This is a genomic window from Xylanibacter ruminicola Ga6B6 (genome assembly GCF_000687715.1).
Classification (GTDB): domain Bacteria; phylum Bacteroidota; class Bacteroidia; order Bacteroidales; family Bacteroidaceae; genus Prevotella; species Prevotella ruminicola_B.
The window spans coordinates 53,532-76,516 of sequence record NZ_JHXD01000017.1 but is presented as its reverse complement, the minus strand read 5'-3'; the positions used below and the strand labels follow the sequence as shown (position 1 = coordinate 76,516).

General features: G+C 50.8%; 18 protein-coding genes. 8 read left to right on the top strand and 10 right to left on the bottom strand.

Going from position 1 to position 22,985, the window contains the following annotated elements:
- Positions 1–4: 4 nt before the first annotated feature.
- From T500_RS0110775 to T500_RS0110765, 3 genes are read right to left on the bottom strand one after another with little or no spacing between them, the layout of a single operon-like run.
- Positions 5–1,624 (bottom strand): alpha-L-fucosidase, encoded by a 1,620-nt coding sequence (locus tag T500_RS0110775; RefSeq protein WP_051612032.1) that lies wholly within the window; start codon positions 1,622–1,624, stop codon positions 5–7.
- Between the two features lie 29 nt (positions 1,625–1,653).
- On the bottom strand, positions 1,654–3,474 hold the full coding sequence (locus tag T500_RS0110770; RefSeq protein WP_028908113.1) for an L-fucose isomerase: 1,821 nt from the start codon (positions 3,472–3,474) through the stop codon (positions 1,654–1,656).
- The gene (locus T500_RS0110765; RefSeq protein WP_013064670.1) at positions 3,467–3,862 is read right to left on the bottom strand and encodes an L-rhamnose mutarotase; all 396 of its coding nucleotides are present in this window, start codon (positions 3,860–3,862) and stop codon (positions 3,467–3,469) included. The genes T500_RS0110770 and T500_RS0110765 overlap by 8 nt, the downstream gene beginning before the upstream one ends.
- A 248-nt stretch (positions 3,863–4,110) precedes the next feature.
- Between T500_RS0110765 and T500_RS0110760 the strand changes: the two genes are divergently transcribed.
- The 6 genes from T500_RS0110760 (at position 4,111) to T500_RS0110735 (ending at position 9,619) form a co-directional block, all read left to right on the top strand.
- Complete coding sequence (locus T500_RS0110760) at positions 4,111–4,974, top strand: helix-turn-helix domain-containing protein (RefSeq protein ID WP_028908112.1); 864 nt, start codon at positions 4,111–4,113, stop codon at positions 4,972–4,974.
- A gap of 53 nt (positions 4,975–5,027) precedes the next feature.
- Positions 5,028–6,392: an oxygen-independent coproporphyrinogen III oxidase gene (hemN, locus tag T500_RS0110755; protein WP_028908111.1), complete on the top strand. Its 1,365-nt coding sequence runs from the start codon at positions 5,028–5,030 to the stop codon at positions 6,390–6,392.
- Positions 6,393–6,394: 2 nt separating this feature from the next.
- Complete coding sequence (gene hemG, locus T500_RS0110750) at positions 6,395–7,750, top strand: protoporphyrinogen oxidase (RefSeq protein WP_028908110.1); 1,356 nt, start codon at positions 6,395–6,397, stop codon at positions 7,748–7,750.
- Between the two features lie 110 nt (positions 7,751–7,860).
- The gene (locus T500_RS15845) at positions 7,861–8,478 is read left to right on the top strand and encodes a nitroreductase family protein (protein WP_051612031.1); all 618 of its coding nucleotides are present in this window, start codon (positions 7,861–7,863) and stop codon (positions 8,476–8,478) included.
- Between the two features lie 129 nt (positions 8,479–8,607).
- Positions 8,608–9,153 (top strand): glutathione peroxidase, encoded by a 546-nt coding sequence (locus T500_RS0110740; protein ID WP_013064456.1) that lies wholly within the window; start codon positions 8,608–8,610, stop codon positions 9,151–9,153.
- Between the two features lie 22 nt (positions 9,154–9,175).
- Positions 9,176–9,619: a MarR family winged helix-turn-helix transcriptional regulator gene (locus T500_RS0110735; protein WP_036908985.1), complete on the top strand. Its 444-nt coding sequence runs from the start codon at positions 9,176–9,178 to the stop codon at positions 9,617–9,619.
- A 3-nt stretch (positions 9,620–9,622) separates the two neighbouring features.
- On the opposite strand, the gene T500_RS0110730 is transcribed toward T500_RS0110735, so the two are convergent.
- Positions 9,623–10,090 carry an Lrp/AsnC family transcriptional regulator gene (locus T500_RS0110730; RefSeq protein WP_028908108.1) on the bottom strand — a complete coding sequence of 156 codons (468 nt, stop codon included), beginning with the start codon at positions 10,088–10,090 and terminating at the stop codon, positions 9,623–9,625.
- 178 nt (positions 10,091–10,268) lie between these two features.
- Here T500_RS0110730 and T500_RS0110725 point away from each other — a divergent pair, with 178 nt between their 5' ends.
- Both T500_RS0110725 and cysK read left to right on the top strand, forming a co-directional pair.
- A complete protein-coding gene (locus T500_RS0110725) occupies positions 10,269–11,561 on the top strand; it encodes an O-acetylhomoserine aminocarboxypropyltransferase/cysteine synthase family protein (protein ID WP_028908107.1) in 1,293 nt (430 codons plus the stop codon).
- Between the two features lie 176 nt (positions 11,562–11,737).
- A complete protein-coding gene (gene cysK, locus T500_RS0110720; RefSeq protein ID WP_013064323.1) occupies positions 11,738–12,685 on the top strand; it encodes a cysteine synthase A in 948 nt (315 codons plus the stop codon).
- A 49-nt stretch (positions 12,686–12,734) separates the two neighbouring features.
- On the opposite strand, the gene T500_RS0110715 is transcribed toward cysK, so the two are convergent.
- The 6 genes from T500_RS0110715 to T500_RS15835 all read right to left on the bottom strand — a co-directional run bounded on the left by T500_RS0110715 (position 12,735) and on the right by T500_RS15835 (position 22,869).
- Positions 12,735–15,542 (bottom strand): M16 family metallopeptidase, encoded by a 2,808-nt coding sequence (locus tag T500_RS0110715; protein ID WP_028908106.1) that lies wholly within the window; start codon positions 15,540–15,542, stop codon positions 12,735–12,737.
- Between the two features lie 6 nt (positions 15,543–15,548).
- Entirely contained in the window at positions 15,549–16,766 is a 1,218-nt protein-coding gene (locus T500_RS0110710; protein WP_028908105.1) for a DUF4876 domain-containing protein, read from the bottom strand.
- 18 nt (positions 16,767–16,784) lie between these two features.
- On the bottom strand, positions 16,785–18,284 hold the full coding sequence (locus T500_RS0110705; RefSeq protein ID WP_036908984.1) for a DUF6850 family outer membrane beta-barrel protein: 1,500 nt from the start codon (positions 18,282–18,284) through the stop codon (positions 16,785–16,787).
- A gap of 2 nt (positions 18,285–18,286) precedes the next feature.
- Positions 18,287–18,667 carry a hypothetical protein gene (locus T500_RS15840; RefSeq protein WP_051612030.1) on the bottom strand — a complete coding sequence of 127 codons (381 nt, stop codon included), beginning with the start codon at positions 18,665–18,667 and terminating at the stop codon, positions 18,287–18,289.
- Entirely contained in the window at positions 18,664–21,393 is a 2,730-nt protein-coding gene (locus tag T500_RS0110695; protein ID WP_028908103.1) for a TonB-dependent receptor, read from the bottom strand. The genes T500_RS15840 and T500_RS0110695 overlap by 4 nt, the downstream gene beginning before the upstream one ends.
- A 66-nt stretch (positions 21,394–21,459) precedes the next feature.
- Positions 21,460–22,869, bottom strand: coding sequence for a histidine-type phosphatase (locus T500_RS15835; RefSeq protein WP_196243505.1), 1,410 nt, complete (start codon positions 22,867–22,869; stop codon positions 21,460–21,462).
- Between the last annotated feature and the right edge of the window lie 116 nt (positions 22,870–22,985).

Genomic DNA, 22,985 nt, shown 5'->3' with positions numbered 1-22,985 from the left:
AGGTTTATTTCGTTATACGGAGTACAGGCGCAATCTTATTGCAGGGCTTGGGCAGGTTTACTACCAGTCCCTCGGCTGTCTGGCTAGCTTTCAGCTTGCCATAGCCTAACAGATAAACGCTCGTGATTGATTTCTTGAAATCCTTATTGCCCTTGGCCAGCGACTTGATGACCAGACGGCCGTCCTGAGGCCAGCCCATAGCGGTGGCATACAGGTATTTCTTGGTCTGGTTAAAGCGCACGTCGCGGTAGTCCATACCGTTGTACTGGCCCTCGTTGAAGCCCTGGGCGTTGATGGCAATGGCCTTCTCGGCTACAGGACCCTCGCCGAACTTAACCCAAGGACGGGTGCCGAAGATGCTCTCGCCGTTTGGTGTCATCCAAGCCTCGAGCTCATCGAGGAACTGCGAGGCCTTCTCATCATAGGTGCCATCGGCACGCAGGGGGATATTGAGCAGCAGGTTACCATTCTTGGATACGATGTCGACCAGCTGTTTTACCATGTTCTCGGATGTGCGGTAGCCGTGCTTGTAGGTGCTGGTGTTATAGTGCCAGTCGCCAATGCAGTTGCAGGTTTGCCAGGGCTCGGCGATAATCTGGTTGGGGGCACCACGCTCCACATCCCAGGTGAGCGCCTTCTTCTGCTCCTCGCTCAGTATCTTACCAAACACCACGCTACGTGGATTCTTGTTATACATGTGGGTGGCAATCTTCAGTCCGCAGTCGCTGATGGGATAGAAGGGCAGCACCGTTACATCGAAGTAGATGAGATCGGGATTATAGCGGTTGATGGCATCGAGGGTGCGATCGTAGAAGTTGGTGACGAACTCCTCGGATGGTGTGGCTGCGCCGTTCTCCCAGCCCCACTGGGCATGTATCTGACCGTTGTTCCACGAGCGGTCGCTCATGGGGTGGTTCTGGGCATACAGCTTCTGGGGATCGAGACCTTCCCACCACTTGCCTTTGCCATCGGCCTTGGTGAGCTTGCCATCGTAATATACGCCGGCTTTCGGACCGTTCTGGTCGTAACGCTGTGCGGTTTCGTACCAGGTCCAGGCATGGTCGGCATGGAACGAGATACCCAGTGGCAGGCCGGCTTTTTTAGCTGCACGGGCCCAGCCTTCGAGGATATCCTTCTTAGGACCGATGTTCTTGGAGTTCCACTCCTGATACTGCGAATCCCACAGGTCGAAGTTGTCGTGGTGATTGCCCAGTACAAAGAAGTACTGAGCACCACAACGCTTGTAGCGCTGAACGAGCGCCTCGGGATCCCACTTTTCGGCCTTGAACAAGGGCAGGATGTCCTTGAAACCGAACTCTGAGGGATGTCCGTAGTGCTTTACATGGTGCTTGTACTGACTACTACCCTCGATATACATGCCACGAGCCATCCAGTCGCCAGAACCTTCGACACACTGCGGACCCCAGTGGGCCCAGATGCCGAACTTGGCATTGCGGAACCATTCGGGTGTCTGGTGCGTCTCTAACGACTGCCAGGTGGGTTCGTACTTGCCCTGCTGCATCTGTTCATGACTTTCGCTAACGGGTACCTTGTAATCTTGTGCAAAGGCAGTCAGCGTTGCGCCGACTGCCATGAACGTAAATAGTAGTTCTCTTCTTGTCATTAATTGTTAGTAAACGTAAGTATGAATTGTTATTTATATATCGGACCAAAATTCTGGCAGGCACGGTAGTCGGCGCCTTCCTTGTCCATGCCAAAGGCATTCCAGGCAGCGGGACGGAAGATGTCCTTGTCGGCTATGTTGTGCATGCATACGGGTATGCGCAGGATAGAGCAGAGTGTGAGCAGGTCGGCACCGATATGGCCGTAGGCGATGGCACCGTGGTTGGCGCCCCAGCAGTTCATCACGCTGTACACATCCTTAAAGCAATCCTTGGTAGCATCGAGTCGTGGCACAAACCAGGTGGTAGGCCAGGTGGGATCGGTACGCTTATCAAGTATGTTGTGGGTTTCGGCATCCAGTTCTACCGTCCAGCCCTCGGCCAGCTGCAGCACAGGACCTAAGCCTTGTACCATGTTGATACGCATCATGGTCATGGGCATGCCGCCCTTGGTAACGAAGTGCGAGCTGTAGCCGCCACCACGGAAGTAGTCGCGATCGGCTGGCATCCAGCTGGTAGCCTTCAGGCAGGCCTCTACGTCGGCATCGGTCATGTTCCAGAACTCCTTCATGGTGGGCTTTCCGTTAGCATCGGTCATGGCGCCTGTGGCATCGAGTGTGGTGGCACCGCTGTTGATAAGGTGGATGAATCCACCGGCAGCCTGTCCCTCAGGGCGATGGCCTGCCACACGCTCTACAGCCTCGGGGCTCCAGTAGGTGCGGATGTCGGAGAACATCACACCGCGGTTGGTGAGCAGGTGGCCGAACAGCATCGACATGCCGTTGAGGAAATCGTTCTCGGTGGCCAGCACATCGGCTTCGCGACGGCCGTTCCAGTCGAACGAGGTGCAGAGCATCGACTCGGGAAAGTCGAAGTTGGGCTTGTAATCAGTCCACTGGCGCTGGCCCTGTACACCACCAAAGATGGCGTTGTGGCCCAAGGCCTCTTCCTTATAGCCCATCTCCAGCAGGCGTGGGTTGCCATGCATCAGGTCGCGGATAATCATCATGGTCTTAACGGTGAACTCCCAGTCGGCATCCTTTTCCTGGCGGTTCTTGCCCTTGCCTTTACCGTTGAAGGTGGTCATAGGTGTGCCGGGGAACAGGGGGCGATCCTCGTTATAATCGTGACCCTCCTGGGGCTTGCAGTATTTCTCGACCCACTGCATGGCCTTGTTGAACTCATCGGGATCGAAGATGCCGAAATCAACACGGCGCAGAATTTCAACTAACGACACATACTCGGTGCGCATGCCCAGATACTGCTGCAGGAAATCGGCGTTAACGATACTGCCGGCAATACCCATGCAGGTGTTTCCCAGCGAGAGGTAGCTCTTGCCCTTCATGGTGGCTACGGCCTGTGCGGCACGTGCAAAGCGCAGCAGCTTCTCGGCTACATCGGCGGGGATGGTGTTATCATCAAGGTCCTGCACATCGTGGCCATAGATGCCAAAGGCAGGCAATCCCTTCTGGGCGTGGGCGGCCAGCACGGCAGCCAGATATACAGCGCCTGGGCGCTCGGTGCCGTTAAAGCCCCAAACAGCCTTGGGGTAGTGGGGATTCATGTCCATGGTTTCGGAACCGTAGCACCAGCACGATGTAACGGTGATGGTGGCACCAACACCCTCGCGTTCGAACTTCTGGGCGCAGGCAGCACTCTCGGCCACACGACCGATGGTAGTGTCGGCAATTACGCACTCAACAGGTGAGCCGTCGCCATTACGCAGGTTTGAACTGATGAGCTGGGCTACAGCCTTTGCTAAAGCCATTGTTTTTTGTTCGAGGCTTTCGCGAACGCCCCCTTGACGACCGTCGATGGTGGGGCGAATACCAATTTTAGGATAGTTATTCATGATCATAAAGATAAAACATACGGTCCATCATGCGCCATTTTTCATCTGACGTGCTGCCTGGCTTGCAGGCCTGGAACATGGCTACGTAATCCTCCCATTCGGCCTGGCGGGGCAGGGTGGCCAGTCGGGCCATGGCGCTGTCCCAATCAAAATCGAGTGGGGTTTCTACAATCATGAACAAGCGGTTATCCAGGATGTAGAGCTCCATCTCGAGGATACCCACCTCGCGGATACCTGCTAAGATTTCGGGCCAGGCATGCAGGCGGTCGTGCGCCTCCTTGTACTTGGCTATAAGCTCAGGATCGTTTTTAAGATCCATGGTTTGACAATACCTTTTTACGGGCATGCTGTAAGTCTTGCATTTGTAACCTGAAATTTTCTCGTCCATTATCGTAGTTTTCTTTTTTGTCGGCGCAAAGTTAAGTAATAATTTTAATTCCACCAATCAACAAACGCGTTTTTTTAGAGAAAATCGACGGCAGAAGGAGAAAAAAGTTAAATTTGATTCAGATTTATAGCACTTTATCGATATTTTATAGTTAGTTTTCGAATCGGCGCTGAAAAAAACTACAAATTAGTTGCATAATTAAAATAAATGTTGTTACTTTGTAAACGAAACGCTATAACCATTTATTTATGAACTATCCTATAGACAAGCTTCACTTACTGACCCTGAACGTAGGACTGGCCGACCACATGGCCGACTGGAACTGGAAAAATGTGCGCAGTCCGTTTGCGCGCTTGTATTACGTTACCGATGGTACGGCGCAGGTTGAGATGCCGTCGGGCGTTTATACGCTTATACCTAAGCATCTGTATTTTATACCAGCCTATACCATGCACAGCTATATCTGCGATTCACCGTTCTCACATTATTATATACATATATACGAGGATATGCAGAGCGACATGAGCATACTGGACCAATGGGACTATCCCGTGGAGGTAAAAGCGGCTCCGGGCGATCTGGAACTCATTAAGCGCCTGTGCTTTATCAACCCGTTCCTGAAGCTGCAGCAGTCGGACCCCGAAGCGTACGACAACCACCAGACGCTGATTAGTAATCTGGAACTGAACCAGCGCCGTCCGTTCTGTGATAAGGTGGAGAGTCGTGGCATCCTGTACATCCTGATGTCGCGATTCCTGAAGTATGCCACGCCTAAGGCCGATGTGAAGGACGACCGCATACAGCTGACGCTGGCCTATATACGCAAGCACATCGGCGACAGGCTCGACATAGAGCAGCTGGCCGAAAATGCCTGCATGTCGAAGGATCATTTCATACGCGTGTTTAAGCACGAAACGGGCGAAACACCCAATGCCTTTATTACCAAGCGCAAGCTGGAGAAGGCCGAGCTGACACTGGTAACCACCAACATGGGCGTGAACCGTATAGCCGATGCGTTAGGCTACGACGACTACTCGTACTTTAGCCGCATTTTCAAGAAAAACTCGGGCATGACGCCCCAGCAATACCGCAAAAGTCATTTTAAACTGTAAATCCATATAAATAGGGATTGTGTGGGCCGGCTGAATGTAGTACCTTTGCACCCATGCAAACAGACATTATTGAGAAGTATAACCGCCCGGTGCCGAGATACACCAGCTATCCACCGGCAAATTACTTTAGTAGCTTTACCGAGGCCGACTATCTTTCGATGGTTGATCAGAGTAACGAGGCCCGACAAAACCAGATATCATTCTACCTGCATATCCCCTTTTGCAGGCACTTGTGCCATTACTGTGGCTGCAACTCGTACCCTCAGGCCAAGCCCGAGGTGGTAAAGGCGTATGTTGAGGCCCTGCACAAGGAGATTGACCTGGTGGCCAGGCATATCAGCGGTGGCCGACAGATCTCGCAGATACACTATGGCGGCGGCAGTCCTACGGCATTGCCCATTGCCATGATTAAGGAACTGAACGAGCACCTGCTTTCGATAGCGCCTGCCATTGAGCATCCCGAGATTGCCATCGAGTGCCATCCGGGGTATCTGGATGTCAACGACTGGCAGCAGCTTGCTGCATGCGGTTTTACACGCTATAGTCTGGGTGTGCAGGATTTGCGCCCCGAAGTGCTGAAGGTGGTGAACCGACGTGAGTCGATGATGCCTGTGGGTGAGATTCTTGAGATGCTGCACGAGAGCGGGGCAACGGTGAATCTCGACTTCCTGTATGGATTACCCCTGCAAACCATCGACTCGTTCCGTCGCACCATTGAGCAGGCAGCTGCATGGCGACCTGAGCGACTGGTAACTTTCTCGTATGCACATCTGCCAAAGCTGTTCCCACGACAGCAGATACTGGATAAGGTGGGACTGCCTGCCAACCAGGAGAAGAACGGCATGTACGAGGCGGCTGCCGAGGTGCTGACAGCAGCTGGCTATCAGCCTATCGGTCTGGACCATTTTGTGTTGCCCGATGACGAACTGGCTGTGGCACTTGGCAAGGGACAGCTGCACCGTAACTTCCAGGGCTACTGCACACGTAGAACTACGGCTCAGGTGTATGCCTTTGGTGTAACGGGTATCAGTCAGCTGGATGATTGCTATGCCCAGAACGGTCGCGATATCAACACATATATTGAAACCCTGAACCAGGGGCAGCTCTACATTTCACGCGGCTATCATCTTACCCCCCAGGAAAAGCTGGTGCGACAGGTGGTGGAGACACTGATGTGTAACTACACCCTGAACTGGAGCGACGTGGCTGCACACCTGGGTGTGAGTGCCGATGAGGTGCGCGAGGCCTGTGGCTACAACGAGACGACGTTCAGCGAGATGCAGGCCGACGGACTGTTGCGCTTTGACAACGACCATATTGAGGTGAACACCTGTGGGCGCCCGTTTGTGCGCTGCGTGGCTGCTGCGCTCGACCCACTGATGGCTCATAATGATAAACAATTCTCAAAACCGATATAACAATGCAAAAACGTGATATAGTAGTGATAGGTGCCGGACTGACTGGACTGAGCACTGCCTTTAACTTGAAGAAGATGGGCCGCGATGTGCTGGTGCTTGAAAAGCAGAACCGCATAGGTGGCCAGATAGCGACGCACAACGAAGAGGGTTTTACGTTCGAGAGTGGTCCTAACACAGGCGTGGTATCGTTTCCCGAGGTAACCGAGTTGTTCCGCGATCTGGAGGGACGCTGCCAGATGGAGACAGCCCGTGAATCGTCGAAGCGCCGCCTGATATGGAAAGGCAGTGAGTTTCATGCTTTGCCAGCCAGTCTGCCAGCAGCTATCAGTACCCCCTTGTTTACACTGAAGGACAAGTTCCGCATACTGGGTGAGCCCTGGCGTAAGAAGGGTACCGACCCTGATGAACCTGTAGGTGCACTGGCACAGCGCCGACTGGGCCGCTCGTTCTACGAGTATGCTGTTGATCCGTTTGTGTCGGGTGTGTATGCCGGCGATCCGATGAAGCTGACCACCCGCTATGCGTTGCCTAAGCTTTATAATTTGGAGGCTAACTACGGCAGTTTTGTGCGTGGTGCCATTGCTAAGGCCAAGGAACCCAAGAGCGAGCGCGACCGCTTGGCAACCAAGAAGGTGTTCTCGGCCTTTGGCGGTTTGCAGAATCTGGTAGAGGCACTGGCTGAGGGGATTGACATCGTAACCGGTGCGCAGGCGATAACGGTGATGCCCGATGGCGAGCACAAATGGCTGATACGCTATAACAATTGTACCGAGGAGATACACTGCAACCATGTGATTACCACCGTGGGTGCCTATGCCTTGCCGTCGTTGCTGCCCTTTGTGGCGCAGGAGCAGATGACACCTATCAGCAAGCTTTACTATGCACCTATCATACAGGTGTGCGTGGGCATTAAGAACACAGGCGGTATCGACTATGCGGCCTTTGGCGGATTGGTGCCCAGCAAGGAGCAGAAGAAGGTGCTGGGAATCTTGTTCCCATCGGCCTGCTTTGTGCAGCGTGCGCCCGAGGGTGGTGCCCTGTACTCGTACTTTATGGGTGGCGCCCGTCATACCGACTATCTGCAGAAGAGCGATGCCGAGATACGCTCGATGGTGCGCGAGGCTTTCCACAGTATGCTGAAATATCCTATGAACGTAGAGCCCGACATGATACGTATCTTCCGTCATGAGCATGCCATCCCGCAGTATGGCGCCGACAGTGGCGAGCGCTTTAAGGCGGTGGAGGCTATCCAGCAGCAGTACCCCGGATTGATTATAGCCGGTAATCTGCGCGACGGTATCGGCATGGGTAACCGCATTCAGCAGGCAGCCGCTATCGCCCGATTATTTCAAAAATAAGATTAAAATCAACGCCCAAATGATGCGGCGTTAAAGAATTATTACTATCTTTGTGGCCACAATGACAAAAACGTGGTTACGAAGATAGTAATTTTTAATGATAACAACCAATGAAAATAAAGTTTTTATTAGGTGCAGCCACAGTGCTGCTTGCTTTAACCAGTTGCCATAATGACAACACCAACACAGAGACGTCGGTATCGTTCGACGAAGTTTTAACCACCCGTAGAAGCGTACGCAGCTACGATGCTACCAAGAAAATCTCGGAGGCCGAGGTGCGTGAACTGCTCAAGGCTACCCAGGAGGCACCATCGTGGGCTAACCAGCAGCCTTCGAAGTATTATGTGGCTATCGGCGAGGAGAAACTGAAGGCCGCCATGGAGATGATTGGCGCCAACAAGGATCGCGTGGCCGATGCACCGGTACTGATTGTGTCAACCTTTGAGCGCGGAAAATCGGGCTATTTCCAGGGACAGGCTACCAACGAGGTAGGCGAAGGCTGGGGTGCCTACGATAACGGACTGAGCAACTGCTACCTGATATTGAAGGCACGTGCCATGGGATTCGATACCCTGATTATGGGTATGCGCGACGCCGACCAACTGAGAGCACTGTTTGACATCCCCGAGAACGAGACTATCATGGCTGTGATTGCCTTGGGCTACAGAGCCGAAGAGCCTACACATCCCGACAGACGCGATCTGGATGATATCGTAAAGTTCTTCTAATCAAGGATTTCTAAATACGTATCGCAAGCGATATATAGTTAAACTCTCTTAAAGTTTTTACTAAATCGCTTGCGATATAAATAATTATGCTTACCTTTGCATCGCAAACGATATAATTGTAATAATGATATGAGTAAGATTTATGATTTCAAGGCTCTGACGAGCAAAGGTAAGGAGATTGATTTCTCTGAGTTCCAGGGAAAGGTGTTGCTGGTAGTTAACACAGCCAGCAAGTGCGGATTCACCCCTCAGTTCGAAGGATTGGAGGCGTTGAACCAGAAGTATAAGGATCAGGGACTGGTGGTTATCGGTTTTCCCTGCAACCAGTTTAAGGAGCAGGATCCAGGTACCGACAGCGAGATTAGCGAGTTCTGCCAGTTGAACTACGGCGTTACCTTCCAGATTATGAAGAAGATTGATGTGAATGGTGCTGCTGCCGATCCTATTTTTGAGTATCTGAAGACACAGGCTCCCACCGAGGAGTATAAAGGTTTAAAGGCCAAGGCTGCCAAGGCTCTCTTCAAAACCATCAGCAAGAGTGTAGAGAAGGACAGCGATATTAAGTGGAATTTCACCAAGTTTCTGATTTCGAAAGACGGTGATACCATTAAGCGCTATGCACCTACTACCGAGCCCGCTGACTTTGAGAAGGACATTGAGGCCATGCTTGGTTAATTGAAAATTAAAAATAAAAAATATGCACGAAGAATTACGACTCGATAATCAAGTCTGCTTCCGTTTGTATACGGCTACACGTTTAATAACTCAGGCTTATACGCCTCTGCTGAATGAGCTGGGTATTACCTATCCGCAGTATCTGGTAATGATGGTACTGTGGGAGCAGGACGCCCAACCTGTGAACGACATTGCACGCCGACTGCTGCTGGAGACTAACACCGTTACGCCGCTGCTGCAGCGTATGGAGAAACTGGGCATAGTGACCCGACAGCGCGGAAAGGAGGATAAGCGCCAGCAGATAGTATCGCTTACCGAGAAAGGTAAGGCGATGGAAGAGCAGGCTTATCAGGTTATTCCCGCCGGTATGGGCCGTGAGCTGAGTGCTTGTCCGTTCCAGCTTGACGACTATGAGCGGTTGGCTGGTGAACTGGACACCATCATCAACACATTACGACAAAAATAATATTCAGCCGATGTGGATACCGTAGTTCTGTTTCACCTCGCTCATCACAAAGGTGCTCTCGATAGAGGCCAGGCTTTCTATCTCGCCCAGTTTGTTGAGCACGAATTCCTGGTATTGTTTCATGTCGCGCGCGCGTACCTTTAAAAGGTAGTCGTAGGCACCCGAGGTGTTGTAGCATTCGGTAACCTCAGGTATGCGCTGGATGCGACGAACAAATGAGTCGGCAATCTCGTGGTTAATATGCTTGAGTTTAACCTTGCAGAAAACCTGCATGCCCTGACCCAATTTCTCGGGATCGAGAATAGCCACATACTTTTTAATATACCCCTGTCTTTCGAGTCGTTTCTGACGCTCAAAGACGGGGGTTGGTGTTAAATGAACGGCATCGGCCAGCTCTTTGGTGGTCAATTTGGCGTTTTTTTGCAGTGTTTTCAGTATCTGCAAGTCGGTTTCGTCCAGGATATCTGCCATAACTTAGAGTTTTATTCTGTTTGGATACTATTTTAAGCTCTTAAACGGAAAGATTTTCTTTCTCGACTGCAAAATTAGGTATATTTTCTGAATTAAACAAGAAATTTGGTAGATTTTTCTAAACCTATTACCTTTGCACCCAGAAAGTTTAATCAAATAAAAAGAAAGGAATAAAGTTATGAGTACAAGTAAGAATTATCGTTTCGAGACTTTGCAACTGCATGTAGGCCAGGAACAGGCCGACCCCGCTACTGATGCACGTGCCGTGCCCATCTATCAGACCACAAGCTATGTGTTCCATAACTCAAAGCATGCTGCCGATCGTTTCGGACTTCGCGATGCTGGTAATATCTACGGTCGACTGACCAACTCTACACAAGGTGTGTTCGAGGATCGTGTAGCAGCACTCGAAGGTGGAGTAGCAGGTCTTGCAGTTGCCAGTGGTGCAGCCGCTATTACTTACGCTCTGCAGAACATTGTGCAGGCAGGTGACCATATCGTAGCTGCTGATAACCTGTATGGTGGTTCTTACAACCTCATTACCCATACACTGGCTACCCAGGGCATTACCAATACCATTGTGAATGTAAACGATCTGGCTGCGCTCGAGGCTGCCATCAAGCCCAACACAAAAGTAGTATATGCCGAGACCTTCGGTAACCCTAACAGCGATGTGCTCGATCTTGAGGGTGTGGCTGCTGTTGCTCACAAGTATGGCATCCCATTCATCGTTGATAACACCTTCGGTACCCCATACCTGATCCGTCCATTGGAGCATGGTGCCGACATCGTAGTACACTCGGCCACTAAGTTCCTGGGTGGACACGGAACCTCACTGGGTGGTGTGATTGTAGATGGTGGTAAGTTCGACTGGAAGGCTAATCCCGAAAAATTCCCCACACTGGCTAAGCCCGATCCATCGTACCATGGTATCGTATTTGCCGATGCAGTAGGTGCTGCCGCTTACGTGACTCGTATCCGTGCCGTGATTCTGCGCGATACCGGAGCTACACTGTCGCCATTCAATGCCTTTATCCTGCTGCAGGGTGTTGAGACACTGAGTCTGCGTGTAGAGCGCCACGTGGAGAATGCACTGAAGGTTGTTGACTTCCTGGCCAACCATCCAAAGGTGGCTAAGGTTAATCACCCAGCATTGGCAAGTCATCACGACCATGCTTTGTACAATAAGTACTTCCCACAGGGTGGTGGCTCAATTTTCACCTTCGAGATTAAGGGCGGACAGGAAGAGGCCTGGAAGTTTATCGATGCCCTGCAGATTTTCTCACTGCTGGCTAACGTGGCCGATGTGAAGAGTCTGGTTATCCACCCATATACCACCACTCACTCACAGCTGAGTCCTGAGGAGCTGGCCGAGCAGCACATCACGCCATCAACCATCCGCTTGAGTATCGGTACTGAGCACATCGACGACATCATTGCCGACTTGTCGCAGGCGTTTGACCAAATTTAACGGGAACGGGGAGTAAAATCCCCGTTTTTCAACAATATACCAAACGTTTGGTATATAGAATGCCACACAAGAGGGATTGTGAGACTGCAAAAAACGTCGTACCTTTGCAGTGTGATAAAAATCATCTTGAAGAGAGAGATTTATTTGTTATTAATTTTATAAAAAAGGTAAGGATTATGAGTAAAATTGCAAAACAGCTGACAGAGCTCGTCGGCAACACTCCACTTCTTGAGCTCAACAAGTTTTCACAGGCAAAGGGTCTGGAGACTCCTGTTATTGCCAAGGTAGAATTCTTTAATCCTGGTGGTAGCGTAAAAGATCGTATCGCACTGGCGATGATTGAAGACGCAGAGGCCAAAGGCATCTTGAAGCCAGGTGCAACCATTATCGAACCAACCTCTGGAAACACGGGCGTAGGACTGGCACTGGTATCAGCCGTCAAAGGCTACCATTTGATCCTTACCATGCCTGAAACCATGAGTGTAGAGCGCCGAAACCTTGTGAAAGCCTATGGTGCCGAGGTACGACTCACTTCTGGTAAAGACGGCATGCCAGGCGCCATCCGCGCTGCAGAGGAACTGCGCGACTCTATCCCTGGTGCTGTGATTCTGCAGCAGTTTGAGAACGCTGCTAACCCTGCTAAGCACTATGCTACTACAGGTCCTGAGATCTGGCGTGACACCGATGGACAGGTCGATATCTTTATCGGCGGTGTTGGTACTGGTGGTACTATCAGCGGTACAGGTAAGTATCTGAAGGAGCAGAATCCAAACGTGAAAATTATTGCTGTAGAGCCCAAGTCGAGCCCTGTACTGAACGGCGGTCAGAGCGGTCCTCACAAGATTCAGGGTATCGGTGCAGGTTTCATTCCCAAGACCTACGATGCAACTGTTATCGACGAGGTGTTTGATGTAGAGAACGACGCTGCTATCCGTACAGGTCGTGAGATTGCTCAGCAGGAAGGTCTGCTGGTAGGTATCTCGGCAGGTGCAGCCCTCTATGCTGCTACCGAGGTGGCTAAGCGTCCTGAGAATAAGGGTAAGAAGATAGTAGTGCTGCTGCCTGATACTGGCGAGCGCTATCTCTCGACAGTGCTTTATGCATTCGAAGATTATCCACTTTAAGTTGTTTGTTAATAAAAAATGGGTGACCAACCGGTCACCCATTTATTTTTTATTCCGATAGCATCGTTACCTCAATACGTCGCTTGGCAGCCAGAATCTTCTGGGCCATACGCTGTACGTCGTCAGCGGTTACCTCGTTAACCAGCTTGCAGTAGTCGCGGTCGAAGTCGGTATCATCGTCCAGCTCGTGCCAGATAATGTAACTCCAGTAATCGTTGGTAATAGCCATCTGGGCATACTGCTTGGTGAGATACTCCTTCACCTTCTTCAGCGATGTGGCAGCAGGACCGTTGTTGGCGATGTTCTGCAGCTGCTGGTAGATGATTGGATTCAACTCGTCATAGCGACTGGGATCGGCATTATAGGCAATCTTCAAGGTGGCATTAGGCTGGTCGTCCTTATCCAGGTCGAAATCTACACTTACACCGTAAGTACCGCCCTTCTCCTCGCGAACAGAGTCGGTATAGGCGATGGAAAGACAACGCTTCAGGAAGTCGAGCTCGAGATCGCTCTTTGGGGTGAAATCTACATCTGCGGTCAGGTAGATGCTGACATTAGCCAATGGTGTAGCCATCTTTTTGGTGAACTTTACCACCTGCTGTCCATCCACAATCTGTGGTACGTTGGCCTGGTTGGTAAGTTCGTGCTTGCCAGTAGCAGGCAGGGCGGCCAGATACTGACAGAGGTACTGGCGTAACTGCTGTTCGTCGAAGTTTCCGATAATCACGGTCTTGAAATTAGCGGCATCACTGAATCGCTCCTTGTAAATCTCAAGGATGCGGTCGTAGCTGATCTTATCGAGTGTTGACTGTACCACGGGAGCCACACGGGGATGATGGCCATAGAGCACGGCACGGATAGAGTCGTTGTAATCTACCTTAGGTGAGGCATTACGGTTGGCCAGGAACGCACGCTGACGGTTCATCAGACTGGCAAAAGCTGCCTCATCGCGGCGTGGCTGGGTGAAATAGAGATACGAGAGCTGGAACATGGTCTCCATATCCTTCAGCGAAGCACTACCGTTGATGCTCTGTCCCTTGGTGCCAACAGAAGGACTAACGCGCACACTCTTACCAGTGAGCATCTTGCGCAGGGTAACGGCATCGAACTGACCTACGCCACCTTCGGTAGCACCACTGGTAATAATCGAGAAGTTGGGGATATCCTCATCGCCATAGAGCGAGGTGCCACCTTCGCCATACATGCGCATAGAAACGGCATCGGCCTCGTAATCGGTCTTCTTGGTATATACCTTCATGCCGTTGCTCAGGGTGAGTTCGGTAAAACCGTGACGGTAGGGCTTCTCGCTTACGATGGTGCCAGCCTTTGGCAGATTGCTCATCAGCGAGCTGGCCAGCTGCTGCTCTGCATAAGGTGCATAAGCCTGCTGCTGAGCTGCCAGGATAACCTGCTCAATCTGCTGCTCTGATGGAATCTCAAATCCCTCCTTATCGGGTGCGTACATCACTACTACCTGATTCTTGTCGGTGATGAGCTCCTTTACGGCAGCGTTCACCTCGGCCAGTGTTACCTCACGATCCAGTTTCTTGGTATTCTCTAACTTAAAGTCGGCACTGAGCATGGGCTCACCCTCCAGGAAGTTATCAACACATACATTTACGTAATGCGAGTTACGGTAGTCGCCCTGCATCTTGGCACGGCGCTCGGCAGCATTCAGGCGCAGCTTCTTGGCACGCTCCAGTTCACTCTGGGTAAAGCCGTGCTGACGGGCACGCTCTGCCACACCTACAGCGCTGATGATACCACCTAAGATGTTATCCTGCTTACAGCTGATGCTTAACGAGAAGGCATCCTTGGTGCGGCTGAGGAAGAACTCGGAAGCACGACCGGTGGCACTCTGGAATGGTGGCACAGGCAACTGGCGCAACTCTACCAGACGGTCGTTCAGCATGCTGCTGATGAGTCCGTCGATATAGTCGTCGCGCAGGTATTTCTCGCTGTTCTTCTCGCTATCAGGAGTGGCTTCGCGCTTCTGGTAGATATGACACAGGGCAATGGGCTGCTCCTTATCCTTCTCGATATCAACAATCATCTTTTCGTTATCATCTACAGGGTAGTAGATACGCTGGGCAGCCTTCTTTGGCATGGGGATAGGAGCGAAGATCTTCTTGATTTTCTTCTCCATCTTGTTCACGTCGATATCACCTACAACGATGATGGCCTGCAGATCGGGACGGTACCATTTCTGATAGTAGTCGCGCAGGTCCTGATAGGGGAAGTTATCCACGATATCCATCGAACCGATAGGCATACAGTCCTCGTACTTGGTGCCTTTGTAAATCTTTGGCATTGCCTGCTCCATCAGGCGCTGTACGGCCATGCCGGCACGGCGTGTACGCCACTCCTCGTGGATAACGCCACGCTCCTTGTCAATCTCTGCATCCTCCAACAGCAGGTAGTGGCTCCAGTCGTGCAGCACCAGCAGGCAAGAGTCGATGATGCCCTCGCGCTTCAAAGGAGCGGAACCGATGTGATACACCGTCTGGTCGATAGAGGTGTAGGCATTCAGGTTGGCGCCGAACTTTACACCGATGGTCTCGCACCAGGGAACAATACCCAACTTCTTACCTTTGCCGGGGAAGTTCTTGGTACCGTTAAAGGCCATATGCTCGAGAAAGTGAGCCAGTCCGCGCTGGCGGGGCTCCTCCAGTATGGAACCTACACGCTGGGCAATATAGAAATCGGCCAGACCTGCCTCCTTAGCATTATGACGGATATAGTAGGTCATGCCATTCTTCAGTTTGCCCTTACGGATGGTAGGGTCCTGTGGCAGGCTCTGGGCCACTGCCGATACCGACAGCAGCGCCAGAGCGAAAAGAGAATATAATTTCTTCATTGTTAATTACTTTTTCATCGAAGGCACCTGACGAGCCTCCATGTCGTTTGTAGAATTGTTGGTGTCGATATACTTGCCTGTAGAGTCCTGCTTACGCTTGATAGAAGTTCCACGCTGGGTGGTGTCCTTTGAGTTGGCGCGGCCAGCAACCCAACCAGCATCCAGTGTCTCGGAAATAACAAACCAACCGAAATCGTCCTCAGTACCCAGGTTTACGGCATCGAGTACCCACTCGTTAGGAATCTGTACCTGCTTGCTCTCCATTACCTTTCCGGTTGTTGCAGTGTAGGTTGGTGTCTCGCTATGGTTAGCCAGGAAGGTTTCTTTATTCTCCTTCATGCGGGCGATGGCATAGCTGCGGTTCTGCTGTACTGAAGGCAACCAGATGGTATTGGTGTAGCACCAGATATACTCCAGATTAGGCGTATCGTAATCGGTATCCATGCTGTTGCCGCCATTGTCGAGATATACCTCGAAATCGGCACCAGTCAGGTCGTATGAGTTCTCGTTGACGGTACGATGATCCATGGCATTGTTGGCAATTACAATGCTTTCGCCGGGCTTTACAGGGTGATCCTTACCGTTACCTGGAATCATGAATACTGCACCTGCAGGGATGGCGTATGGACGTACATCTGGGCTCCAAGGCTGATAGCCTGAGCTGGCACTCTGGTACTGCGACTCGATGAGGGCTATGCTGTCGGCATAAAGCACTACGTCGCTGTTGTTGGTGATCACGAAGTAAGCATCGTAGTTGTAATTCTTGTTATCAGGCTTCAGTGTACCGGTGGTACATATCTCAGAGAAAACGAATCCACCTTCGGCTTTGAACGAGCTGACTACCAGCTTGGCTGTTGTTGAGGTCTCGTTCAGAGCAACATCGTTCGAAGATACCTCGAAATCGGTAGTACCAGCCACACCATCCTTTACAAACGAGATATTTCCTTTGGCGGTGAGGTTGTACTTTCCCTCAGTCAGACTGGGGATGGTGATCACGTAGTTGTCGCCGTCCTTTACAGGAGTAGCCAATGTGGTTACTTCGCCACTCTGTACGTTGGTGGCTGTACCCTCAAAACTGTTCAGCACTACATTACTAACGTTGATAGGCATCTCGATGGTTACTATACCATTCTCAACAACGTAAGGAGCGTCGTCGCTGCTACAAGCTACGAATACCATACTTGCAGCCATGAGCATCATACTCAAAAATACATTCTTTTTCATTTCTTAGCTATTTGATAATTAAAACATAATTCCTAACGATACGTGCAGATTGGCCTCATGCTCGCCTTCGCTGCAGAACTGCCAGGCAGTTGCCAACTGACCATATAAGCCAACCGACCATGTAGCGGGTTGATAATCTGCACGGATACCACTCTGGGCCTGGGCGTAGCTGGCCTTCTGATATCGGTAATTGTGATTGATATAGGCCTTGATGCTGGCCGCCATATTGGCATAGGGCATCACAATCTTACTGTTGATATTGGCGGCATAGCCACCTTTGGCATAGATATTCAAGCGCAATGATTCGTTGACGGCTTTGAGCCATTGCGCTGTGAACTCACCATACACACGACTGTAGTTCATCTTGCGTTCTACATAGGCGTATTGCTCACGATGGCTCAGATAGCCGGCACGTAGTTGCAGGTGCCAGACACGATAGCCGTAAAGGGCAGTAGCGCCCACATCCCAGCGATGCTGACGATACATAGTAAGCTGGGTAAGTATGGGATATTCCTGTCCCGACGATGTGCCTGCCACATGCTCATCGCTGGCACGTTTGTCGTAATCGGCATGTAATATCAGGGCCTTTTCGTTAGTATCCGACTGCTTGCGCCAACCTACCGTCAAGCGGTTCTGCTGGCGATAAAGGGTAGTAAGCGGTAACGAGTTATACTCATCCAACAGACGCTCGTACTGGTGTAATGCATGACTGAGATGAAGCATCCAACCACTTGTGGTAAGAGGTTGCAGATCGAAGGTTATCGCTCCACCTTTACCTTCGTAGAAAATGTCGCGGTTAGAACCTGAAAAACGGGTATAGTTAGTACCTAATCCTGTCATCTGCAGCTCGCCCATTCCGTTCTGTTCGCCATAGAAATCGATATCGGCAGTCTGACGGTAGATGTTCCCTTCGAGTGCCAAGCCAAGATGATAGATGCCTATTTGGCGGGCTGCTCCAGCCTTCAGTGTCAGGTCGGAAACGATGCTACGCATACGTGGGTCGTATGTACGATAATCCTGTTCGGCACGAAACTTCAGTTCGCCGCCTAATTGCCAGTTCCCTTTCTCGACAGCATAGCCACCAGCAAAATAATACCGTTCGCGGTGGGTATCGCCTCCCAGACTGTCGGCAATCACATCGGGATAGAGTAGGTCGAAATCGGCCACATTATTATATACCTGATGATACTGCATGCCATTGCCGTATGATGCCTGGCCCCATACTACCGATGAGGGTGTGAGGCGGATATACGATTGGGCTGCCAGTTCGGGCTTCAAGTAGCCTGTGCCCTGTTCAATTTGGAATGCCTCGCTTTGATGGCGATAGTCGCATTGCAAGCTCAACTCTGTAAAGGGTTTCAGATAGGCATGCGTCATCAGTGCAGGGTTTTGCAGTGCTTCGCTATAGGTTTGTCGCCATAGCGAGTGGCGTTCCACATAGGCTGTATCGGTGGTGGCAGCCTCTGCAGGTATCAGTGCGCATAGCAGCGCCAATATGGTAAAGATATTATTTTTCATGTTTAATCCAGGTATATAATGTTGATGGTTGCCTTGCTGGTACCTGTTCCTACCAGCTCTACATAGTCGCTTACGGCACGAAACGAACGGATGCGTTTGTTGCCGGTCTGGTCGGTATAGCTCAGCACTCCTTCGATGCTGACCTGATAGGCACCGCGCAGCAGTTCTATCTGCACCTGAGCACCAGTAAAGTCGGCAGTGCTAACTACGTGTTTCGTGTTCAGATTGGTGAGGTGGGCCATCGCCTGTACGCGCTCAATAGTCACGTCGCTGCCACCATCCAGTTGGATAGTAGCCAACGTCATATAATCGTCGTTGTCCTGATGACAGGCTGTTAATGCCAATGTCATACAGCATGTAAGTATCATCAACAGTTTCTTCATATCTTTACATTCATCTCAAGTCCGAAATAGGGTTTTGTATGTCTACGAATGGTCTTGCCGTAGCTTTCGTAGCTAGGTGAGTAATCCCAGATTCTGTTGCAGAACAAGGCTAACTTCAGCCTGTCGTTCAGCAGTTTTTTGGTAATCTTCAGGTTCAGATTCATGGCAAACGGTACGGTGCTCTTGGTGTAGTTGGTTGATGTACGAACCAGCCACTTCAGGTAGGCATCCTGAGCACATGCTTCAGTCCACTCGTGGATAATGCCTTGCGAATCCATATAAGCATCAGGTTCGCTACTGATGGCATCGCGCTGTGTAGAGGTGTACCATTGGCATTGGGCCGAAACAGAGAAGCCCAGTCGCAGTTTAGGTACATCGGTATCAAACATAAAATTGGTGTTAGCCATCTCGTTTACAATGCCTTCCTGGTCTTTGTACAATCCCACATACTGCAGTCGGCTGTTGCCAACTACCACACTGGGGCGCTCCATGATGAGTTGCGAGTTACGATAGGTGGTGCGGAACCAGGCACCGGTGATGGTAAGACGCGTGTAGAGTCGTGGGATACGCTTAGAGGCGAACGTGAGTTCTACACCTTCCTTCTTGGTCTGACTGCCGTTGGCGTAATGTGTGTAGGCGCAAAGCTCTGTCAGTTGTTCGTAGGGCATATCGTCGAGTGTTGGTGGTGCTATTAATGTAGAGGCATCAACACCGCTGGCATCGTATTTTTTATAAGTATAGGCTTCGAAGTTGGTTTCGCTGCGGAAACCTGATGTCATGTTCTCTTTGAAATAGGTTGCCGTTAAGCGGTTGCCGCCTATGTTCAAATCGCCAGTCAACTCCCACTTCAGGTTGCGTGCTGCCGCTAAAGTCGCGTTGGTGCCAGGAATGATATACGTTACCTGATTGATTCGACTTTTCTGAGGATCAATATTATAGTACTTCAGCTGCAATAGATCGATATAGGCAGGATCGGGGAACAGCTGATCGATGGTAGGCATCTTGGTATGCTGTCCGATACCGCCAGAGATACGCACAAACGAGGGCTGACCAAACAAAATGAAACGTGGGAATGTGAACCCGACATTGGCTCGTGGATCCAGATACCAGTGGCTATGCATCGTGTAGTCGGCAGGCAGGTTCAGCATTTGCAGAGCGCGTACACCAGCCATCAGTTCCAACTGGCAACTGCCTAAGGGCAGCGTAGCTTTCTCCTCGGCATAGACTGATAGGGTGTGGTTAGCTGGCTTCTCACTCAGACTGCGCATGCGTATCTGTGCCGTAGGATAAACGGGGCGCTCAGGATCGAACACCTGTCCATGTCCGTAGTTCTTGTCCATATTCCAGTCGGCACCTATCAACAGGGTATTGGCTATCTTACGACTTGGAATCTGCAAACGGGCATTTAGCTTTATGAACACGTTTAGTGGCTTGCCATCTACTTGCTGTGAGGCTTCGTAGGAGTATGGCAGTATCAGGGCATCGTATTCGCCTTCGTTGGTATTCAGAACGGCACCAGTCATACTCTGCAGGCTTACTGTTTTGGTGCGTTCTATCGTGTTGTGCTCGTACGAGGCGGATGCCATCATCTCGGCGCTCTTCAGCCATACGGGACGATGCATCTGGAGTTGCAGTTTGGCCGATGTGGCGATGCGATTGTAGTTCGACTTATAGATGTCGATAGCGCCTTTGTTCAAGTCGGGATCTTGCTTCTCGCCGTCGAACGAGCCAGTGTAGTCTACATTTGTTGTTAGCAGCAGGTCGTGATGGGCGCGTTGCCAGGTATGACCCATACGTGCCGAGAGGGTAAGGCGACTGTAGTTGTTTAAGGAGTTACGTGGGTCGGCTTTCGAGTCCAGATAGTCGGCGCTCAGGTTTAACGTTGTATGGTTGGTCCACTCAAAGGCTTTTGCCAGATAGAACAACTTAGAACCCATATCCGATTTCAGTCGTGCCTGGAGGTCGTGTCCACCACGACGGCGCTCTATCTTTACCAGTCCGCTGGTCAGGTCGCCATATTCTACCGAGGGGATGCCTCGTATAATCTCTACACTTTCGATGTCGTCGGTCGAGATGGTTCGCATGTCAACACCTGCGTTGGTGTTCTCGCGATTGGTTGAGGCGCTCTCCCAAGCGCCACTTACCTGCTGCATGTTAGCGTTGGTAGATATGCGTGCACCATCTACCAGAAAACTGGTGCCCAACGACGAGGTGGCATAGTTTGTGCCCTGTGGACTGGCTTCGCGTAGTCGGATGTTGTTGTTTGCGCTCAGTACGGGATCTTTGCTGCTGCCACCTGGTAACAGTTCCAGTAAATCGGCAAAGCTTGATGGCTGCAGGTGTTCCATCGCGTGCTTTTCAATCTTCGAGGCACTGGTAAGGCCACGACTCTCTTGAGCCGTTACTACCACTTCGCCCAACTTACTAATCTCGGCCTCCAGTTCGTAGTGGCCATTGGCAGTAGCTTTTACTGTCAGTGGTTTATAACCTATGTAGGTTATCTTGATTTGTTGCGCAGAATGTTGCGCATCCCCTTTTTTAGGTATGACAAAGCAACCATCAGCGTTAGTCACTGTAAGTGGCTTACGCTTTACGGCATCTGTAATTGTAGCTCCAATAATAGGTTCGTGTGTATCCTTATCAGTTACCAGACCTTTTAAAACGCCCTGAGCATTAATACTTTGCAGTATCACTACTGCTATCATCAACAAGAAACATCTTTGCATTCAAATACATCATTTTATTCAAATGCAAAGATAATACTTATTGGTAGGGTGTGCAATACTTAAAAACTAGTATTTTGTTCTTGCGGTCTTATGGCCTTGTTCGATAACGATTCCTCGGTAACTTTTAGAAGCCAGGGTTCCGCTGAGTGTGTAGGAACGGGCAGAGCCGGAGGGAATGGTGGTGGCAGGAGCTGGGATGGCGGAAGTCTCGGTGTCTTTGATGGCATCGTATTCCGTCATTGTTTCGGCCATGCGGGCATCGAGATCTGACAGACGATAGAGTCCATCACTATTGGTCGTCAGTCCTTCGATGGTGACAGGGAGAATCATAGGCGGCTCTTCGACAGAAAGCAATGTGCGGTTCTGTAGCTGACTGACGGCCTGATATACCAGATTGATGGCAACGTACTCATCTGTACCGTTGCTCCACTTCTCAAATACGAGTTTAGAACCGATGGGGGTATGAAGTTCCAGAGCCTGCTCGGTTTCTGGATATACGAGACGTAAGGCTGCACCGATGCTAGCCAGATTGCTGTCGTGACCACAGAGGAACGTGAACTTACGTCCGTCATGGTGCAGTTCTTCACGGATACGGCTTACTAACGGGTAGGCCAGGTTTACTGCAGCACTGTGAGTTGTGAAGAGCAAATTGTCGTACACTTCCTTGATGCCGCAGATGGCTCGCCATTGTTCCTGGGTTAACTCATGGCCGAAGGCCGACATGCTCTCGCTCTCGTAGCATTGCAGTACCAGAGCGTCGGCTACGCTGTTGGCCAACTTAAAGCCGCCAGTCATCTTCGGTTCGTCGCCCTTTTCTAACGTAAACTGCGTATCATCGTACCAGAAGTGTGTTGTGTCGTTCTGCGCTGCTGGTGAGTGCGCCATGTCAATGATTTCCTCCACTAGCGTTAGTGTGGGCTGGACAGACTGCATCCATGCTTGTGGACCATTGTGCATGGCGTTTATCTCGGCGAGAACCTGCTGACGGTAGGCATCGTTCATCTTTGTGAACTGTGGCGTAAACAAGGGATCCATCTTGTCCTCCTCGTACTTGTGCTTAATCTCAACGTTGGCGAAGGGCAGGAATCCGGCAGAGAAATACTTGGCTGTGGCAAATGTGCGCTGGCGAGAGTTGGCATAGAACAGTACATCGTCGCCATCGGGACGGTAGTTGTCGGGCAGCAGTCCTTCGCCTACCAACCATTTGCGGAAAAACTGTCCCATCTCTGTTTCAAGCACGCCGCCACGCAGTGATAACTGACTGCCTGGCGATGTCCACTTAAACCATTCATAAGGCGTTACTCGCATATAGGTAGCACCGCCCGACACCAATGGCGAGCGGATGTTATGGCGACTCATCACTACTACCTCCTTCAGCTGATACTTAGCTTTGAAGTCGACCGATCGCTTTGTCTGTGCCTGTGCATTGATTGTTGCTGTCATGGCAGCTACTACCATTAAAAAGAATTTTTTCATCTTGACTATAGTATTATTATTCATTGTTAGTCATGTCGAGCACCAACATTTTTACCACCAGGATAAATAATACCACGGCGACGACTAACAGAACTATCAGCGCTATTTCCATGTTT

Excerpts from the sequence above, each read along its gene's own strand:
- T500_RS0110775 (WP_051612032.1), bottom strand. The coding sequence starts at position 1,624 with ATGACAAGAAGAGAACTACTATTTACGTTCATGGCAGTCGGCGCAACG.
- T500_RS0110770 (WP_028908113.1), bottom strand. The coding sequence starts at position 3,474 with ATGAATAACTATCCTAAAATTGGTATTCGCCCCACCATCGACGGTCGT.
- T500_RS0110765 (WP_013064670.1), bottom strand. The coding sequence starts at position 3,862 with ATGGACGAGAAAATTTCAGGTTACAAATGCAAGACTTACAGCATGCCC.
- T500_RS0110760 (WP_028908112.1), top strand. The coding sequence starts at position 4,111 with ATGAACTATCCTATAGACAAGCTTCACTTACTGACCCTGAACGTAGGA.
- hemN (WP_028908111.1), top strand. The coding sequence starts at position 5,028 with ATGCAAACAGACATTATTGAGAAGTATAACCGCCCGGTGCCGAGATAC.
- hemG (WP_028908110.1), top strand. The coding sequence starts at position 6,395 with ATGCAAAAACGTGATATAGTAGTGATAGGTGCCGGACTGACTGGACTG.
- T500_RS15845 (WP_051612031.1), top strand. The coding sequence starts at position 7,861 with ATGAAAATAAAGTTTTTATTAGGTGCAGCCACAGTGCTGCTTGCTTTA.
- T500_RS0110740 (WP_013064456.1), top strand. The coding sequence starts at position 8,608 with ATGAGTAAGATTTATGATTTCAAGGCTCTGACGAGCAAAGGTAAGGAG.
- T500_RS0110735 (WP_036908985.1), top strand. The coding sequence starts at position 9,176 with ATGCACGAAGAATTACGACTCGATAATCAAGTCTGCTTCCGTTTGTAT.
- T500_RS0110730 (WP_028908108.1), bottom strand. The coding sequence starts at position 10,090 with ATGGCAGATATCCTGGACGAAACCGACTTGCAGATACTGAAAACACTG.
- T500_RS0110725 (WP_028908107.1), top strand. The coding sequence starts at position 10,269 with ATGAGTACAAGTAAGAATTATCGTTTCGAGACTTTGCAACTGCATGTA.
- cysK (WP_013064323.1), top strand. The coding sequence starts at position 11,738 with ATGAGTAAAATTGCAAAACAGCTGACAGAGCTCGTCGGCAACACTCCA.
- T500_RS0110715 (WP_028908106.1), bottom strand. The coding sequence starts at position 15,542 with ATGAAGAAATTATATTCTCTTTTCGCTCTGGCGCTGCTGTCGGTATCG.
- T500_RS0110710 (WP_028908105.1), bottom strand. The coding sequence starts at position 16,766 with ATGAAAAAGAATGTATTTTTGAGTATGATGCTCATGGCTGCAAGTATG.
- T500_RS0110705 (WP_036908984.1), bottom strand. The coding sequence starts at position 18,284 with ATGAAAAATAATATCTTTACCATATTGGCGCTGCTATGCGCACTGATA.
- T500_RS15840 (WP_051612030.1), bottom strand. The coding sequence starts at position 18,667 with ATGAAGAAACTGTTGATGATACTTACATGCTGTATGACATTGGCATTA.
- T500_RS0110695 (WP_028908103.1), bottom strand. The coding sequence starts at position 21,393 with ATGCAAAGATGTTTCTTGTTGATGATAGCAGTAGTGATACTGCAAAGT.
- T500_RS15835 (WP_196243505.1), bottom strand. The coding sequence starts at position 22,869 with ATGAAAAAATTCTTTTTAATGGTAGTAGCTGCCATGACAGCAACAATC.